Source organism: Caballeronia sp. INML1 (genome assembly GCF_023631085.1).
Classification (GTDB): Bacteria; Pseudomonadota; Gammaproteobacteria; order Burkholderiales; family Burkholderiaceae; genus Caballeronia; species Caballeronia turbans.
The window spans coordinates 91,172-108,322 of record NZ_JALQDT010000055.1 but is presented as its reverse complement, the minus strand read 5'-3'; the positions used below and the strand labels follow the sequence as shown (position 1 = coordinate 108,322).

General features: G+C 64.5%; 19 protein-coding genes. 12 read left to right on the top strand and 7 right to left on the bottom strand.

The window, feature by feature from the left end:
* Positions 1-324 precede the first annotated feature (324 nt).
* The gene (locus tag NCR38_RS20520) at positions 325-714 is read right to left on the bottom strand and encodes a hypothetical protein (RefSeq protein ID WP_143756383.1); all 390 of its coding nucleotides are present in this window, start codon (positions 712-714) and stop codon (positions 325-327) included.
* Positions 715-912: 198 nt separating this feature from the next.
* Here NCR38_RS20520 and NCR38_RS20515 point away from each other — a divergent pair, with 198 nt between their 5' ends.
* The 4 genes from NCR38_RS20515 (at position 913) to NCR38_RS20500 (ending at position 4,360) form a co-directional block, all read left to right on the top strand.
* Positions 913-1,575 carry a response regulator gene (locus tag NCR38_RS20515; RefSeq protein WP_061120034.1) on the top strand — a complete coding sequence of 221 codons (663 nt, stop codon included), beginning with the start codon at positions 913-915 and terminating at the stop codon, positions 1,573-1,575.
* The gene (locus NCR38_RS20510; RefSeq protein WP_061120033.1) at positions 1,572-2,951 is read left to right on the top strand and encodes an ATP-binding protein; all 1,380 of its coding nucleotides are present in this window, start codon (positions 1,572-1,574) and stop codon (positions 2,949-2,951) included. Before NCR38_RS20515 ends, NCR38_RS20510 begins: the two co-directional genes overlap by 4 nt.
* 80 nt (positions 2,952-3,031) lie before the next feature.
* Positions 3,032-3,250, top strand: a complete 219-nt coding sequence (locus NCR38_RS20505; RefSeq protein WP_061120032.1) for a hypothetical protein — start codon at positions 3,032-3,034, stop codon at positions 3,248-3,250.
* 63 nt (positions 3,251-3,313) lie between these two features.
* Positions 3,314-4,360, top strand: coding sequence for a Gfo/Idh/MocA family protein (locus NCR38_RS20500; RefSeq protein ID WP_061120031.1), 1,047 nt, complete (start codon positions 3,314-3,316; stop codon positions 4,358-4,360).
* A gap of 59 nt (positions 4,361-4,419) precedes the next feature.
* On the opposite strand, the gene NCR38_RS20495 is transcribed toward NCR38_RS20500, so the two are convergent.
* Entirely contained in the window at positions 4,420-5,271 is an 852-nt protein-coding gene (locus NCR38_RS20495) for a class I SAM-dependent methyltransferase (RefSeq protein ID WP_061120030.1), read from the bottom strand.
* Positions 5,272-5,444: 173 nt separating this feature from the next.
* Here NCR38_RS20495 and NCR38_RS20490 point away from each other — a divergent pair, with 173 nt between their 5' ends.
* Both NCR38_RS20490 and NCR38_RS20485 read left to right on the top strand, forming a co-directional pair.
* Positions 5,445-6,473 carry an AraC family transcriptional regulator gene (locus NCR38_RS20490; RefSeq protein WP_061120029.1) on the top strand — a complete coding sequence of 343 codons (1,029 nt, stop codon included), beginning with the start codon at positions 5,445-5,447 and terminating at the stop codon, positions 6,471-6,473.
* A gap of 32 nt (positions 6,474-6,505) precedes the next feature.
* Complete coding sequence (locus NCR38_RS20485) at positions 6,506-7,390, top strand: helix-turn-helix domain-containing GNAT family N-acetyltransferase (RefSeq protein WP_061120028.1); 885 nt, start codon at positions 6,506-6,508, stop codon at positions 7,388-7,390.
* Positions 7,391-7,399: 9 nt separating this feature from the next.
* Here the strand turns inward: NCR38_RS20485 and NCR38_RS20480 are convergent, their stop codons facing one another.
* Together NCR38_RS20480 and NCR38_RS20475 are read right to left on the bottom strand one after the other, a co-directional pair.
* On the bottom strand, positions 7,400-8,314 hold the full coding sequence (locus NCR38_RS20480) for a LysR family transcriptional regulator (protein WP_061120027.1): 915 nt from the start codon (positions 8,312-8,314) through the stop codon (positions 7,400-7,402).
* A gap of 132 nt (positions 8,315-8,446) precedes the next feature.
* A complete protein-coding gene (locus tag NCR38_RS20475; RefSeq protein ID WP_061120026.1) occupies positions 8,447-9,856 on the bottom strand; it encodes an MFS transporter in 1,410 nt (469 codons plus the stop codon).
* Between the two features lie 269 nt (positions 9,857-10,125).
* Here NCR38_RS20475 and NCR38_RS20470 point away from each other — a divergent pair, with 269 nt between their 5' ends.
* Together NCR38_RS20470 and NCR38_RS20465 are read left to right on the top strand one after the other, a co-directional pair.
* Positions 10,126-10,893, top strand: coding sequence for an IclR family transcriptional regulator C-terminal domain-containing protein (locus tag NCR38_RS20470; RefSeq protein WP_061120025.1), 768 nt, complete (start codon positions 10,126-10,128; stop codon positions 10,891-10,893).
* A gap of 262 nt (positions 10,894-11,155) precedes the next feature.
* On the top strand, positions 11,156-11,329 hold the full coding sequence (locus tag NCR38_RS20465; RefSeq protein ID WP_250477529.1) for a hypothetical protein: 174 nt from the start codon (positions 11,156-11,158) through the stop codon (positions 11,327-11,329).
* Between the two features lie 16 nt (positions 11,330-11,345).
* On the opposite strand, the gene NCR38_RS20460 is transcribed toward NCR38_RS20465, so the two are convergent.
* Positions 11,346-12,035: a hypothetical protein gene (locus tag NCR38_RS20460; protein ID WP_061120024.1), complete on the bottom strand. Its 690-nt coding sequence runs from the start codon at positions 12,033-12,035 to the stop codon at positions 11,346-11,348.
* Positions 12,035-12,517: a glycoside hydrolase family 108 protein gene (locus tag NCR38_RS20455; RefSeq protein ID WP_061120055.1), complete on the bottom strand. Its 483-nt coding sequence runs from the start codon at positions 12,515-12,517 to the stop codon at positions 12,035-12,037. The genes NCR38_RS20460 and NCR38_RS20455 overlap by 1 nt, the downstream gene beginning before the upstream one ends.
* Before the next feature lie 424 nt (positions 12,518-12,941).
* Between NCR38_RS20455 and NCR38_RS20450 the strand changes: the two genes are divergently transcribed.
* From NCR38_RS20450 to NCR38_RS20440, 3 genes are read left to right on the top strand one after another with little or no spacing between them, the layout of a single operon-like run.
* Complete coding sequence (locus NCR38_RS20450) at positions 12,942-13,328, top strand: TerB family tellurite resistance protein (RefSeq protein WP_061120023.1); 387 nt, start codon at positions 12,942-12,944, stop codon at positions 13,326-13,328.
* Between the two features lie 31 nt (positions 13,329-13,359).
* Positions 13,360-13,947 carry a universal stress protein gene (locus NCR38_RS20445; RefSeq protein WP_061120022.1) on the top strand — a complete coding sequence of 196 codons (588 nt, stop codon included), beginning with the start codon at positions 13,360-13,362 and terminating at the stop codon, positions 13,945-13,947.
* Positions 13,905-15,521 (top strand): alkaline phosphatase, encoded by a 1,617-nt coding sequence (locus NCR38_RS20440; protein ID WP_061120021.1) that lies wholly within the window; start codon positions 13,905-13,907, stop codon positions 15,519-15,521. Before NCR38_RS20445 ends, NCR38_RS20440 begins: the two co-directional genes overlap by 43 nt.
* A 20-nt stretch (positions 15,522-15,541) precedes the next feature.
* On the opposite strand, the gene wrbA is transcribed toward NCR38_RS20440, so the two are convergent.
* On the bottom strand, positions 15,542-16,144 hold the full coding sequence (gene wrbA / locus NCR38_RS20435; protein ID WP_061120020.1) for an NAD(P)H:quinone oxidoreductase: 603 nt from the start codon (positions 16,142-16,144) through the stop codon (positions 15,542-15,544).
* Between the two features lie 182 nt (positions 16,145-16,326).
* On the opposite strand from wrbA, the gene NCR38_RS20430 reads away from it, so the two are divergent.
* A complete protein-coding gene (locus NCR38_RS20430) occupies positions 16,327-16,965 on the top strand; it encodes a LysE family translocator (protein WP_061120019.1) in 639 nt (212 codons plus the stop codon).
* Positions 16,966-17,151 lie beyond the last annotated feature (186 nt).

Sequence of the window (17,151 nt, the reverse complement as noted above, 5' to 3'; positions counted from 1 at the left end):
GGTTGCAAAGCGCAACCATGTCCGTTCAATTTAGTTGCGGCATGCAACTTTCGCAAGAAAAATCGTGCTCCCGAAAATGCTCACCTTTAGCCGCGATCGCGTGCGAATGGATCTCCACAGTTGCCTTGCACAGCGCAGTGATTCGAATGCGTGTCGAGAACCGAAGCCTGCCTTCGCAAACCTTAAGAGATGCTTAGACAAGCGAACGCATGCGCATTGAAATTGCGATGAAAGGCATGTGTATCGTCGCGTGAGGAAACTACCGTGGACGAAAAAAAAACCCGGCGGAGAGGCCGGGCGAAGGTGGTCGGGCGAGTTCCGAGTTCACGCCCGACCGCGTGGCACTCTGCAGGACGCCGCGGCGCGCGGACAGGTCTGCGCGCCGCTGAGCCGGGAGCCGGCGGGATGAAGTTCCACATGAAGCTGCACGAGCCAGTCGCCCGGGCAGGCTCCGTCGATCACGAGCTTGTCCGAAGCCCAGGCGATGCGGCGTGCCGAACGGGCGGCATCGAATGCGAGCCTCGCAATGCGCCGCACGACGAGCACGATGCCCGCGGCGCTCGCGAGAGTCGCAAGGCGCACCGCGGTACTTCCGAGCGCATTCACGTGGCCCGCGCAGCCGCAGACCGTGAGCCACGCGGCATCCGACGCGGCGATGCACCAGGCGATCAGCACCGCATTCGCACGCAGGGAAGCAAGAGTGGACGATCGCATCGGCATCTCCGGGCCGCACGGCCGCGAATCGGCGCGCTCGACGGTATAGTGCGGGGACGAAGCTTATGCAATGCTTAAGCAGGACGCGCACGACGCCGATAACGGGGCCACGATGTGCGGCAGCGCGCAAAACTTAAGTGGCGCTTAAGCATGCAGGCCGGACAATCGGTGCGACCTGTTCGAGCCTGGAGAAAGCGCATGCGCCTGTTATTGGTGGAGGACGACGAGATGATCGCGGAAACCGTGCTCGCCGCGTTGCGTCGCGGGGGTTACACCGTCGACTGGGCGCAGGACGGCCGGGCGGCGGAGCTTTCGCTCGGCAACGGCGTCTACGACCTCGTACTGCTGGACCTGAATCTGCCCAAGCGCGACGGTCTCGACGTGCTCGCCACGTATCGCAAGAACGGCGGCGATGCGCCCGTGATGATCCTGACCGCGCGCGATGCCGTCGACGACCGCATCCGTGGCCTCGATGCCGGCGCGGACGACTACCTGATGAAGCCCTTCGATCTCGACGAGCTCGCCGCCCGCGTGCGCGCGCTTCTGAGACGCCGCACGGGCCACAAGCATCCGGTGTATTCGCACGGCGAGCTGACCCTCGATCCCGCCGCGCACGAAGCAGGCAAGGGCGGCGTCGCGCTCAACCTCGTGCCGCGCGAGTTCGCGCTGCTGCAGGCGCTGATCGAGGAGCCGTCGCGCGTGTTTCGCCGCTCGGAGCTCGAAGAAAAGCTGTACGGCTGGGGTGAGGAAGTCGGCAGCAACGCGATCGAAGTCCATGTGCACAGCTTGCGGCGCAAGATCGGCGCGGAGGAAATCGTGACGGTGCGCGGTGTCGGTTATCGCCTGAAGAGGATCGGATGACATCAATTCGCCGATGGCTGCTCGGATGGCTCTTATGCGGCCTCGGCGTCGCCTGTCTGATCGCGGGTATCGGCATTTTCAGCACGGCGCGGCTTGAAGCGGGCGAGCTCTTCGACTACGAGCTGCGCACCGTCGCGCTCTCGCTGCCGCACAACATCAACGCCGACGATGTCGCGCAAGGGCGCGATCACGAACTGCATGGCATTGCGGATGACAGGCTCGTCATCGACATTTGGGACCGGTCCGGCCGGCTCATCTATCACTCGCCTCACGAGCCCGCGCTGCCGCGTTTTGGCGTGGGTTTCGGCTCCGCCGAGCGCGAAGGCTATCGCTGGCGCGCGTTTGGCGTCGCGCAGCAAGACCGTTTCATCCAGGTGGCCCAGCCCTATTTCATTCGCGACGATCTCGCCATCTCGCTCGCGCTGCGCACGATCTGGCCGCTCGCCTTGCTCATTCCGGTGATCGTCGTGATCGTGCTCTTCGTCGTCGCGCGCGGGCTTTCGCCGGTGCGCTGGCTGTCGCACTCGCTCGCCGCGCGCTCGCCGGAATCGCTCAAACCCATTGCATTCGACAAGCCGATGCCCGACGAACTGCATCCCCTTGTCAACGCGTTGAATGATCTGCTCGGGCGCCTCGGTGACGCGTCGCAGGCGCAGCGCACGTTCGTCGCGGATGCGGCTCACGAGTTGCGCACGCCGCTCACGGCGCTCAAGCTGCAAATCCAGGGCGCGATCGGCGACGGTTCGCTTCAGGTCGATGCCGCGACGCTCGCGAAAATCGATGGCCGGCTGAATCGGCTCATCCATCTCGCGCAGCAACTGCTCAGCATGGCGCGCGAAGATGCCGCGCGCGAGGCGGCTATCGCGCCGATGAGCCTGCGCGCGCTGTGCGAACTCCGCGTGAGCGATTTCTCCTTGCTGGCCGAAGCGCGCTCGATCGATCTCGGCCTCGAGCTCGAACAGGCGCGGGACGAACACGACGCGTTCACCGTCATGGGCGACATGCACGCGCTCGCCGTGCTCGTGAACAACCTGCTCGACAACGCGATCCGTCATACGCCGCACGGCGGACGCGTCGACGTGACGTTGCGGCGCGAAGCGGAAGGCATCGCGCTGACCGTGCTCGATTCCGGTCCGGGCATTCCGGAAAGCGAGATCGATCGCGTCTGCGACCGCTTCTATCGCTGCGTGGGCACGTCGGGGCATGGCAGCGGGCTCGGCCTCGCGATCGCGCTGCGCGTCGCACAACGGCATCACGCGACGCTCGAAGTCACGAATCGCGACGATGCGAGCGGACTCATCGTCCGGGTGCGCGGCTTGCGCGCGGTTGCATCGGCGCCGCACGCGAAGGACATCGTCAGCGGAATGCATGTGTGAATGAAAGCGCAAGAAGCGGGGCGTCATCCGTTCCAGGCGCGACGATGCTTGTCGTTTCATCTCTCCATGCCGGGCCTATCATGAAGAAGCTCGTCCTTTGCGCATGTCTCGCATGGACCTGCGCCGTGCTTGCGGCCAATGTCGACGCGCCTGCTACCGCTTCGGCCGCGGCGTCCGAACCGAAGACGCTGAAAGAGCGCCTGGGCGACAAGGCAAGCGACGAGCAACGGGTCGACAATTGCCACGTCCCCGCCGATCAGCGCGGCACGAAGATTCGCCCCGACAGGTGCGCGCCCTGAAGCATGGGCGGATGTGTTACCTTTCGAGAATGAACCATTTGGTACAAACTCAAGGAGCCCGCCTTGTCTTCCACTCAAGCATCATCCGTCCTGCGCCTCGGCATTCTCGGCGGCGCGAACATCGCCAGGCAGTTCGCGCGTGACGTCAGGCCGAGCGAGCGCGTGCGCGTCGTGGCTGTCGCGAGCCGCAGCGACGAAAACGCGAAAGCCTTCGCGCAAGCGAACGGCATCGACACATGGTTCGGCAGCTATGATGCGCTGCTTGCGAGCCCGGATATCGACGCCGTCTATATTCCGCTGCCCAACAGCCTGCATGCCGAATGGGCGATCAAGGCCGCGGACCACGGCAAGCACATACTGTGCGAAAAGCCGCTTGCGCTCGACCGCGACGAAGCCGTGCGCATGTTCGAGGCCGCCGATCGCAACGGCGTGATGCTGCTCGAATCGTTCCCGTATTACTTCCAGCCGCAGACCGCCGCGATGATGGCGCTGATCGGCGAAGGCGCGATCGGCGAGGTGCGCGCGATTCAGGCGAGCTTCGGCTTCACGGTGGGCAATCCCGGCGCGAACATCCGCATGAAGCCCGAGCTCGGCGGCGGCGCGCTGCTCGACGCGGGCAGCTATCCGCTGAGCCTCATTCGCCTCGTGATGGGATGCGCCCCGCAACGCGTCGATGCAATCGCGACGTGGGCCGACAGCAAGGTCGACATCAGTCTCATGGCGACGCTCGTCTATGCCGATGGCCGCCGCGCGCAGGTCTCGTGCGCGATGGATGCGGCGAATCATCGTTACGCGACGATCATCGGCTCGCAAGGCACCATCGACACCGAGTATCTCAATCATACGAGCGCAGAAACGGCCGGCGACCAGTACGGCTATCTGCCGAGCCAGATGCGCGTGCGGCGCGGCATTCCGAATTCGGTGCCGTTCGAGCCGGTCGCATCCGATGTGGGCAGCGGCTTCTTCTTCGCGGCGGAAAGCTTCGCGCGCATGGTTGCGACGCGCGACGCCGCCGCGATCGAGTACTACGCGCAGGTGAGCCTCGACAATGCCGCGACGCTCGCGGCGATCAGCGAAAGCGCGCGCAGCGAGAAGCCCGTCACGCTTTGAGTGGCCGAAGCGATTCACGCGCCGGCCGGACGCGTGAATCGCGCGTCATGCGCCGCACATCAACGCTTGACGATCACCACTTCCATGTACTCGCTCGGCACCACGAGCGACGACGTTCCCGCCACATTGCAGCGTTCGAGCAGGCCGGTGATATCGCGTTCCAGTTCCGCCTGCTTCGCGGAATCGAGCGTGGCGAACGCGCGGTGCACCGGTCCGTAAAAATCGCGGAACACCTGAATCCAGTGCGCGCCCGATTCATAGCGCATGTTGAAGTGCTTGCGCACGCAACGAATGTCCGCCGCCTCCGACCCGAACAGCGCGACGAGATGCGGCTCGGTGCCCCAGAGCGCGGGCGATTGCAGGCCCGCGGGCGGCGGTACATAAGCGCCGATGATCTTGAACAACTGCCCGATGAAACCTTCGGGCGTCCAGTTCGCCATGCCGATGCGCCCGCCGCTCTTTGCCACACGAAGCATCTCGCTCGCGGGACGCTTGTGATCCGGCGTGAACATTGCGCCATAGGTGGACAGGACGACATCGAAGCTGCCGTCGTCAAAGGGCAGGTCTTCCGCATCGGCCACCTTGAAATCGACCGCGAGCCCTTCGGCCTGCGCGCGCGCCCGGCCCTTTTCCAGCAACGCGGGCACGTAGTCGGTCGATGTCACGTGAGCGAAGCGTCGTGCCGCGGCGAGCGTCGCGTTGCCGTTGCCGGCGGCGATATCGAGGACGCGTTCGCCGGCGCGCACGTCGACCGCTTCGGCAAGCATCTCGCCGACGATCTGCAACGTCGTGCCGATGACCGCAAAGTCTCCGCTTGCCCAGGTGGCCTGTTGCCGGGACTTGATCGCGGCGAAGTCGGGCTGCGGATTGATCGGCTCGTTGCGAACCGCGGATGTATTCAACGCATGCATGGTTCCTTCTCCAGATTCCAGATGATGTGTCGAGCAACGCCCTGATGGCGGGCAACGGCAGTATCCCGTTACCATCGCTTCGACGCCTGTCCGCGAGTCGCCGCGAATTGCCCATTCGTCCGCTTCGTCTTCGCGCCGCGTTCCGGCGATGCTTTCGAACGGCGGGAGCCGACATGAGCCACGACATCCTTTCCGATGTGCTGCGCACGGTGCGCCTGCGGGGCGCGCTCTTCTTTCACGTGAGCGGCAATCGAAGCTGGGCGGCGGAGGCGCCGCCCGCGCGCGACATCGCGAGCATCGTCATGCCGGAATGCGAGCACGTGATGGAATATCACGTCGTGACGCACGGCAACTGCTGGGGCGCGATCGTCGGGGAAGCGCCGGTGCGCCTCGCGAGCGGAGACATCATCGTGTTTCCGCATGGCGATGCGCATGTGATCTCCAGCGCGCCCGGCGTTCGCGCCGAAGTCGACGTGGCCGCGCTGTCGGCGAAGATCGATCAGTTGCCGTTCACGCTGACCTACGACGCGGTCGAAGCGCGCAACAATCCCTGTCCCGACGATCCATATGAAACGATGCTCGTATGCGGCTTTCTCGGCTGCGATCTGCGTCCGTTCAATCCGCTCATCGCCACGTTGCCGCGGCTTTTGCACCTGAAGGAGACGGGCACGCAGGGCTGGATCAATCACTTCATGCACCAGGCCGTGCTGGAATCGCGTCACAAGCGGCCAGGCGGCGAGGCGATGCTCGAACGCATGAGCGAAATGATGTTCGTCGATGCCGTGCGCCGCTACGTCGATGGACTGCCCGATGAAAGTCGCGGCTGGCTCGCGGGCTTGCGCGATCGTTTCGTCGGCCGCGCGCTCGCCGTCATGCACGACGCGCCCGCGCACGAGTGGACGGTCGAAGAGCTCGGCGAGCGGGTGGGTCTGTCGCGCTCGGCATTGCATGAGCGTTTCGTCGACATGATCGGGCTGCCGCCGATGCAATACCTCGTCAACTGGCGCATGCAGGTCGCGGCCGGACTGCTGCGCAACACGAACTCGACGATCGCGGCCGTGGCGCAGGAGGTGGGCTACGCATCCGAGGCGGCCTTCATTCGCGCGTTCAAGCGTCTCGTCGGCAAGCCGCCGGCAACATGGCGTCGTGAGAAGAGCCGCGCGGAAGCCGTGACCGAGGCCCCACACGCGAATTCGGATTGACGCGGCTGGAATCTCTGACTAACGTCAGAGATATGAACCCGACCGACATCAGCCAGATTCGCAGCTTCAATCGCACCGTTGCCGAGGGCATCGGCGCGCTCAACGATCATTTTCTCGGGCGCGGCCGTCCAATGGGCGAGTCTCGGCTGCTCTGGGAGATCGGAGCACAGGGCGTCGATCTTCGCGTGCTGCGCGAGCGCCTCGGTCTCGATTCGGGCTATCTGAGCCGCACGCTCACGGCGCTCGAGCGGCAGGGGCTCGTCACGGTCGAGTCTCGTCCCGAAGACCGCAGGGTGCGCCGCGCCAGTCTGACCGAAGCCGGTCGCGCCGAACGCGAGGAACTCGAACGGCTTTCCGATGCCGTCGCGGGCGGCATGCTGGCGCCTTTGAGCGAGGCGCAGCGCCGGCGGCTGATCGCAGCGATGGCCGAAGTCGAGCGCCTGCTGCTGCCTTCGCTGATCCGCTTCGCGATCGAAGATCCTGCGAGCGCCGATGCGCGATGGTGCATCGACCAATATTTCGCCGAGCTGAACGCCCGCTTCGATGCGGGCTTCGATCCGTCGATCAGCCTGTCCGCCGATGCGCGCGAATTGACCGCGCCGCAAGGCGCGCTGATCGTGGCGAGGCTTCGCGGTGCGGCGATAGGCTGTGTCGCCCTCAAGTTTCACGGCACGTCGCCGGCCGAGCTGAAACGGATGTGGGTGAGCGCCGACGCTCGCGGACTGGGCGTCGGACGGCGATTGCTCGAAGAGGCCGAAAGGCACGCGCGGCAAAGCGGCGCGAAGGTCGTGCGGCTCGAGACGAACAAGGCGCTCGCGGAAGCCGTCGGACTCTATCGGCGGTCGGGTTACGTCGAGGTCGCCGCGTTCAGCGACGAGCCTTATGCGGATCACTGGTTCGAGAAAGCATTGCGTTGACGCGTATCGTCAGCGCGTGCCCGTCAACGCGATGACGAGATCCAGGAACGCGCGCGTCTTCGCCGGCGGATGATGCCGCGACGGATAAAACGCATAGAGCGGAAAGCGCTCGTCGGGCCAGTCGGGAAAGAGGTCTACGAGCTTTCCATCGGCAAGCAGGTGCTCGTGGCCGAGCAGGAGTATCTGCGCGATGCCATAGCCCGAAAGAATCGTGCTCAGCATCGTGCCCGGATCGTTGAGTGTGAGGCGGCCGTGCGTCTGCACGCTCAGGCGCTTCTTCTTGCGATGAAACTCCCACGCGAACGGCCGTCCCGTTTCGGGATCGCGAAACTCGATGCACGTGTGCGTGTCGTCGGCGAGTGCCTGTGGCGTCGCGGGCTTGCCGTGCCGCTTGATATACGAAGGCGCGGCGACGGTGCGCACCGGCGTATCGAGCAGCTTGCGCGCGACGAGGCTCGAATCGCGCGGCTCGCCGAAGCGCACGGCGAGGTCGAACCCGTCCGCGATGATGTCGCCGAGACGATCGCTCGTGATGAGCTCCAGTTGCAGATCCGGATGCGCGTTCAGGAACGCATCGAGCTTCGGGCCGAGCAATAGCCGCGAGAAGATCGGATCGACGTTTACGCGCAGGCGGCCGCGCACGGCCGTTGCACCCTCCGATGCGGTGGCCGCGGCTTCCTCCAGTCCCGCGAGATGCGGCATGACGTGTTCGAAGAAACGGCGGCCGTCATCGGTGAGCGAGACGCTGCGCGTGGTGCGATCGAAAAGACGGATCTTCAGGCGCGCTTCGAGGCGCGCGATGGCGCGGCTCACGCCGGGCTGCGACATGCCGAGACGTTCGCCCGCCGCGGCGAAGGTGCCGGCATCGACGATCGCGGCGAACACGCTGATGCCGTTGAGGATGCGTTCGTTGAAGCCGGCCATTCATGCCTCCGCGTCATGGATAAAAGGGCATTCATGTTATCGCGATGCGGGGGAAGGAGCGAATGCCAGCCGGATCAGCAAAAAAAAAACGGGCCCCGAAGGGCCCGGCAAATCACTCCAATACGGTCAGCTTCATGCGTGGTGGGCCTTGGCGACCTTGTCCACGGACATCGAATCGGCGCGCAGACGCTCGTACTCTTGCTCGCTCATCGGCACGGCGTCCTTCTTGCCCAGATCGTTCAGACGGATGCGATACGTCTCACGCGCCGAGTACGCCGCAATCGCCGCGATGACCGTCACGCCGAAGGCAATGGCGCCGACCGTCAGCGGGATGTTGCTCGATCCCGGGGGCGCAACCGCCGCGAACAGGGCGGGCAGCAGCGCGGTGATCGTCGTGCCGATGTTCTGCGCAATCGCCATCGCCGAAACACGCGAGCGGGTCGGGAACAGTTCCGGATAGAAGCTCGGGAAGATCGCGTTGTAGCCCTGGTACACGACACCCCACATGAGCAGCGACATCAGGAATGCGAGCGGGACGCTGTGGATGCTGATCGCATAGAGATACGCGAAAGCCAGCAGACCCGAGATCAGCGAGCCGCCGATCATCATCGGGCGACGGCCGATCTTGTCCGACAGGTTGCCGACGAACGGAATCACCAGCACCGCGACGATGTTGCCGACCACCGGAATCCACAGATACACGCTCTTGTGGAAGCCGATGCCGTACGAAGACTGCACCGCATACGCCGCACCGAAGATCGTCGCGACGACGGGAATCACGTTCATCAGCGCCATGCAGACGACGCGGATCATGTCCGGCGTGCTGTTGGCGAACGCTTCCTTGATCGGCGACTTCGGCAGATCGCCGTGCGATTCTTCGGACGTGAACGCTGGCGTCTCATGCACTTCCTTCCGGATGATGTAGCCCGCAACCAGCACGAAGGCCGACAGCAGGAACGGCACGCGCCAGCCCCAGGAGTTGAACATGTCTTCCGGCATGAACGTGGCGAGCGGGAGGAACACGGCGGCCGCGAGAATCTGGCCGGCCTGCACGCCTTGCAGCGTGAAGCTCGCGTAATAGCCGCGACGTCCGAAGGGTGCATGCTCCAGAATCATCGAGCTGGCGCCGGAGATTTCACCCGCCACCGCGAAGCCCTGAATCAGGCGCAGCACGACGAGCAAGGCCGGTGCGAGCATGCCGACGCTGTGATACGTCGGCAGCAGACCAACGGCCATCGTCGAGAAACCCATCAGGAACATGCAGATGAGCAGCACGTTCTTGCGGCCGTGCGTGTCGCCCAGATGGCCGAGCACGAATGCGCCGATCGGACGGGCGACGTAACCCACGCCGTACGTTGCGAGCGACGCGATGATCGCCACCTTCGGATTGCCCGACGGGAAGAACAACTGCGGGAAAATGAGGGCTGCTGCCTGGGCGTAGATGAAGAAGTCGTAATACTCCAGCGCCGAGCCGATCCAGCCGCTCGCGGTCGCTTTTTTCGCCTGGCGGCCGCCGTGCGCGTCTTCCTTAGGGCTAGCCATAGAGATGTCTCCGAACAATGGGTTTATAGAGTTGAGCTTGATACCTGGTCGAGCGGCGGGGCATTCGGAAACAGCGGAATTGCGCGTCGCTCTGAAAGTGATTGGAGAATAAAAGCACAACCCCTTTGCATCAATGTTTTATGATTATTTTTGCGCGATTATCGCACGCAAGTGTCCGATAATCGGACGCTTTGGGGGTTAGCACTAGCAAATGGCTTTCGTCGAGCGCCGAAACATCACAATATCCATAACTAAACAGACATGTCAGCATGACTAAACCGGAACTCGACAAGCGCGACTGGATCGCCGGTCTCGAGAAGGGTCTCGCGATCCTCGAAGCCTTCGACGATCAGCACGCGCGCATGACGCCCACACAAGCCGCGATGCGCACCGGCCTCACGCGCACCGCGGCGCGCCGCTATCTGCTGACGCTCGCGCATCTGGGCTACGTCCAGACCGACGGCAAGCTCTTCAACCTCACGCCGCGCGTGCTGCGCATGGGCTGGTCATATTTCGAGTCGGCGCGGCTGCCGCGCATCGTGCAGCCCTACTTGCAGCAATTGAGCGCGTTGATCCACGAATCGGTGTACGTGAGCGTGCTCGACGACTGGGACCTCGTGATCATCGCGCGCAACGGTTCCACGCGCGTGATGACGACGGGCTTCGTGCTCGGCGCGCGCGTGCCGGCCGCGCTGATGTCGGGCGGTATCGCGATGCTCGCTTACATGGACGAGGCATCGGTGCGCGGATGGCTCGACGCGACCGAGTTCAAGCCCTTCACGCCGCTCACGATCACCAACAAGGAAAGGCTCTACGAGAAGATCCGGCAGGCGCGGATCGACGGCTACGTCGAGATCGAGCAGCAATTGCAGATGGGCGTGCGTGGCATCGCAGTGCCGATGAAGAACCGGCACGGCGAAGTGGTGGCGGCATTGTCGGCGAACATGCCGATCGGAAAGGAAACGGGCGAGGCCGCGCTCGCTCGCGTATTGCCGCCGTTGCAGGAGACCGCGTTGTCGATGTTGAACGTGATCTAGTTATGCCGTGCTGTGGGTAAAGGTGAGGGTTTTCGGGATCATGTGGTCTGGGCGCTCCCGAGGCCCGTATTCAAAGGCCTTTTTGCGAACGCGGACGGTTCAAAGGTGAGGGTTTTCGGGATCTTCGCTATTCGCCGTCGGCTGGAAGAGGACTACCGCTGATACGCGACGTGCGTGACTCGTCGGGCACACTCTCACTTCGGCTAATTCCGCGTCCCTACACGCCTTTCCATGGTTAATCGCCAAAGGAAAGGGGAACGAAATGACCCAGTTCAACGCATCGGCGAGCGCGCGCAAGGCACGGCGCAGCGGCTCGCTTCTCAGGCTTTCGGCGGTCACTGTCCAGAAGACCACCTTCAGCGATGCGATTCGCCCGCAGTTCGAGAACATCGCGCGTCATCCGGCGGGCCCCTATGATCCGAGGACGGGACTCTGACGCGCGCGGCTCAGGCTCACGCTCCGCCCGTGAAGATCGGCCCTTGTCCGCCCGGCATGAAAGCGCGCGGCGCATGATCGGCGTTCGCGCCTGACTGATCGCGCGTGGCCGCCGCCGGCGCGGGATCGCGCAGCGTGACGGCCGTCTCCGACGTAATCGGCACGCTCGGTTGCGCGAGCAGTTCGGTCTTGCGCATCGAGCCCGCCGACGTCCCGAAGTAATACCCGATGATGCTGATCCATGCGGTCCCGAGCGCGCCGACCACGACGTTTACGAGATCGCGATTCGCCTCGGGCAAGGCGCGCAGCGCCATCAACAGCAGGATGCCGAAGAAGCCGCCCGTGACGCACATCGCGAGGACCTTCGGCACCCAGTCCTTGTTCGCGATGCCCATTGCGCGCGCATCGGCGCGGTCGCCCGCCGCGATGCGCGCCATGTCCGCTTCGAACGACAGCCGCGCCTGCGCCGCCGCGACCACCAGTTGTTGCAACTGCAACGAGTTCGCGCTTTCCGCCTGCCTGATCTTGTCGAGCGCGGCGGGATCGTTGAGCGCGGTCTCGACGACATCCGGATCGCTCGGCGTGCCGAGCGCATGCGAGATGATCGCGGCGGCCGTCGTGACGCCGAGCCCGACCGGCCCGCCGATGAGACCCGCCAGAAGAGGCGCCTTCGCGCCGATCGCTGCCGCCACTTTGGTCCAGTCCATCATGCTGCTCCCAAGAGAAGATTCGTCGCCATGCGGTCGGTCCAGCCGCGGCTGAACGTCGGCCAGGCATGCAGGCCCTTCAGATAACGCAATCGATAGGCAATGAAACGCAGGACGAAGCGCATCGGATCGGCGGCTTTCACGGCATCGACGGTATCGGGGCCGAACTTGCCGTCTTCCTTCGCGCCCGATGCCTTCTGCATCCACAGCACGACGAGACCGCCGTTGTAGTTCGCATCGAAGATCTGGAAGGCGACGCGCGGATCGAATTCGTCGAGATGCAGCGGATCCCAGTACTTCTGCTTGGCGATGCGCTTGGCGAGTTCGAGCGGAAGGTCCTTCATCGCGCCGGCATAGCCGTAGCCACGCGCGACGCGCGCCGTCACGCCCCACATCGTTTCGCCGCCCGGGTCCGCCGGATGGAACGAGTAGCCGCCTTCGCTGCCGATCAGCGCTTCGAAGGCGTTATCGAAACTGTTCATGGTGATCTCCTTGGCGCCTGCGCGTGCCGCCGGTAGCTCGCGTGACGAACAGCGCGGCGCCGGAAGGAACGGGCCGGCGCACGAGGCGGCCGGCCCGGTCGCGTCAAACAGTGGCAGGCAGTCATGACGCGACGGCAATGCCATATGCATCGGCCGTGCCAGTCGATCGATGAAACGCGCCTAAGCCTTGTCCTGCAAGGCTCAGGTGGAGCACGAAGGCAAGCCGGGGAAAGTGAACTGTCGTGCGACGGCCAACGCTTTCAAGCGCAATTGTTCGGGCCGCTCAGACATCGGAAGTGCATACCGGCACGCTCATTCGATGCTCATTCTCCCTTCCTACGATGCAAAGCATCCAGGCGGCGCGGTCCCGATCGAACCTATCGCACTGCCTTTCGTTGACCACGTTTCATCGAGGAGAAATGCCATGCGTCACTATCCAACGGACAGTCCCCGCGCGGCCGCGCGCATCGTCGTGATGTCGCTGATCGCGGACGGCCATATCGGCAGTGCGGAAATCGAAGAGCTCGAACGGCGCGGATTCTATGCGCGGCTCGGGCTTCATGCAGGGGAGTTGCATGAAGTCGTGCGCGAGGTCTGCGAAGACCTCACGCGCTGTTCCTTTCTCACATGGGACGACGCGTGCCGGGTCGATCCACGCGTCATGCAACGGCTTGCGGAAGAAGTGCGCGACGAGCGCATGCGACGCGACGTGCTCACGCTCTGCGAATCGGCCGTCGTCGCGGACGGCGTGATGACCTGCACCGAAGCCGCCGTGATCGATGCGGTGAAGCACGCGTGGCGCGTGCATTGAAGCGCGCGAACCATCGAACGGAGACGACATCATGCAACAGCACATTCTCGTCGCAGTAGGCCCGGATAACAGCCATGCCGCGCTCGCGCTCGGCATCGCGCGGGCCCGCGAATGCAATGCGCGCCTCACGGCGCTTCATGTGGTGGACCGTACGCCATTCTGGGCGCTATCGTCCGCGCAGTACGACTTCGGCGCGGCGCTCGCGCACGTCGACGAACGCGCGCGAGAGATCGAGAAGCGCACGCTTCAGGCGATACGCGCGTCGAGCATCAACGGCGTGTGCGTGACGATGGACCTGCCCGCCGGCACGACGCTCGCGCGCGTGATCGCGCAGGCCGCGCGCGAGTTCGATGCGGACCTCGTCGTGATCGGCCGCACGAAGGCCACGCACTGGCGCTTCTGGGAAGAGCGCGTGTCGGATGCGGTGAGCCGTCACAGCAATCGTCGCGTGCTCATCGCATCGAACCGCGCGGACGATGAAGCGCCCGTTGAAACAAAAGCGACACCGTTACGCTTTACCATCGTCGATTCGACGCAGCGCGTCACCCCATCGTACAGCTCGAGAGGAAGCTCGCCATGCCGGATCGTATCGTCAAGCCGTCCCGACGCACCTTGCTGAAGGGTCTCGTTTCCGGCACGGGGCTCGCGCTCACGGGCGCGGGTCTCGCCGATGCCCTCGCGCAAGGCGTCGCGCCCGCCGTCGTCACCGCCGACAAGTTGCGTCCGCAACTACCCGGCGGCGTGATGAGCGGCGACGTCACGGCGACGAGCGGCATCGTATGGAGCCGCACGGACCGGCCGGCGCGCATGATCGTCGAGTACTCGACGAGCGAGCGCTTCGATACGTTCCAGCGCCGCATCGGGCCGGCCGCGCTCGACAGCAGCGACTTCACGGCACGCGTCGATCTGACCGGCCTGCCGCCGGGCGCCGACGTGTTCTATCGCGTACGCTTTCAGGATCTCGTCGATGGCAAGGCATACAGCGAGCCGATGACGGGACGCCTGCGCACGGCGTCGCTCGAGGCGAGCAAGCCGATCACCTTCGTCTTCTCCGGCGATGAAGCGGGGCAGGGCTGGGGCATCAACGAACGCTTCGGCGGCTATCGCATCTATGAGGCGATGCGCCGCGAAGCGCCGGACTTCTTCATCCATCAGGGCGATCAGATCTACGCGGACAGCGTGATCGAATCCGAAGTGAAGCTGCCCGACGGCACGCTGTGGACCAACATCGTCACCGAGGGCAAGTCGCATGTCGCGCAGACGCTCGACGACTATCGCGCGGCTTTCGCCTACAACCAGCTCGACAGGAACAAGCGCCGCTTTGCCGCGGAAGTACCGTTCCTCGTGCAATGGGACGATCACGAAGTGCGCAACAACTGGTATCCGGGCCAGAGAATCGGTGACGCGGAGAAGCGTTATCAGACGCGCGCGATCAACCTGCTCGAAGCGCGCGCGAGACAGGCGATGTTCGAGTACAACCCGTATCGCATCAATCAGCTCGATCCAGAGCAGGTCTATCGCGGCTTTCAGTTCGGTCCGCTGCTCGATGTCTTCATGCTCGACGAGCGATCGTATCGCGGCGCGAACTCGCCGAACCGGCAGACACGTCTCGATGCGGATTCCGCCTTTCTCGGCTCGCAGCAGACGGCGTGGCTGAAGGCATCGTTGAAGGCGTCGCGTGCGACGTGGAAGGTGATCGCGAGCGACATGCCGATCTCGCTCGTCGTCCCCGATGCCAACCCCGATGTGCCGAAAGGCACGTTCGAGGCATGGGCCAATGCGGAGAATGGTGCGCCGCTCGGGCGCGAACTGGAGCTCGCGGAGATCCTGCGCTTCATCAAGCAGGAAGACATCAGCAACGTCGTGTGGATCACGGCGGACGTGCATTACGCTCAGGCGACGCACTACGATCCCTCGCGCGCGAAGTTCGCCGAGTTCAAGCCGTTCTGGGAGTTCGTCGGTGGGCCGATCAACGCGGGCACGTTCGGGCCGAACGATCTCGACATGACGTTCGGTCCGGAACTGCGCTACGTGAGCGTGCCGAAGGACAACCCGCAGAACCGCTCGCCCGCGTCGCTGCAACAGTTCTATGGCCGCGCGAAGATCGACCCCGTCAGCCGCGCAATGACGGTCTCGCTGCACGATCTGGACGGCAAGTCGCTCTACGAAGTGAAACTCGAGGTCGAAGCCTGAACGCAGCGTCGATCGCGCGGCTATCCGGCGAGCTTCGTCGCCAGTCCGGCGACATGCTTGCCCTGATAGCGCGCAATGTCGAGTTCGTTCTGCGAAGGCTGGCGGCTGCCGTCGGCGGAGGCCATCGTGGTCGCGCCGTAGGGCGTGCCGCCTGAGATCTCGCTCATGTTCGTGAGCCCGGCGCATGCATACGGCACGCCGACGACCACCATGCCGTGGTGCAGCAGCGTGCTGTGAAACGACGTGATCGTGGTTTCCTGGCCGCCGTGCTGGGAAGCAGTCGACGAAAACACGCTGCCGATCTTGCCGACGAGCGCGCCTTTCACCCACAACCCGCCGGTCTGGTCGAGGAAGGTGCGCATCTGGCCCGCCATGTTGCCGAAGCGCGTCGGCGTGCCGAAGATGATCGCGTCGTAATCCGCGAGTTCGTCGACGGTGGCGACGCTCGCCTGCTGATCGAGCTTCACGCCGATCTTCGCGGCCTGGTCGGCGGGGATCGTTTCGGGCACGCGTTTGACCGTGACTTCCGCGCCCGCGACGCCACGCGCGCCTTCGGCTATCGCCTGCGCCATCGTTTCGACGTGGCCGTACATCGAATAGTAGAGAACCAGTACTTTCGCCATGATGTGTCCTTGTGTGAGGGTGCATCGGATGGAGACACGCGGCTGCCTGCGCGCACTCAAAGATAGCACCGCCGCGTCCATGCGCAATGAATTGGCCTGCCCGCGCGAGCGCCAGGCGTTCATGGACGTGCGCGGCTTTCTCCGCTCACAATGGCGGCAATTCAAACGGAGACACGACCGCCATGAACGGCCACGCCTTGCTCAGCGCGAATCTGCTCATCGCTTACTCGGCTTATTTCGTCGGCACGGCGAGCCCCGGGCCGAGCAATCTCGCGATCATGTCCATAGCCAGCACATCGGGCCGGCGCGCGGCATTCGCATTCGCGGCGGGTGTGATGTCCGGCTCGTTCTTCTGGGCGATGCTCGCGGCGCTCGGCCTTTCCGCCGCGCTGACCGCGTATTCGGGGTTTCTCATCGGCGTCAAAATCTGCGGCGGGTTATATCTGCTGTGGCTCGCGTTCAAATCGGGGCGCGCGGCGTTGAAGCCTCCGCTGCGGCGCTCGTCGGCGGATGCGCAGGGGCAAAGCGGCCGCAGGCTCTATGCGCGCGGCGCGCTCTTGCATCTCACCAATCCGAAGGCGATTCTCGTGTGGATGTCGGTGGCGGCGCTCGGCTCGTCGGCGGGGGAAGGGCCGGGGCATATGCTCGTGGTCGTCGCGGGATGTCTGTGCATCGGCGCGTGCGTGTTCGGCGGCTATGCCGCGCTCTTCTCGATGCCGTCCGCGCGGCGCATCTACATGCGCATCCAGCGCGGCCTCGATGCGTGCCTCGCGCTCGTGTTCGGCGCGGCGGGCATTCGCCTGCTGACTTCGCGGGTGTGATGCACGAACCGGCTCGCACGCGCAACGCTGCTTTCGGCCGAGTGGGCGTTCGTGTGGCTGACGCGTCTGCCGGCGCCCGTTCTCATCGCCGTCGAGCAGGAAAAGCGCGGCGCGCGGTTCCGGGTCGTGACGACCGTGCATGCGTTCTGACAACCTCATCGTGTCGTTCGCGCTCGCGCAGCGCGT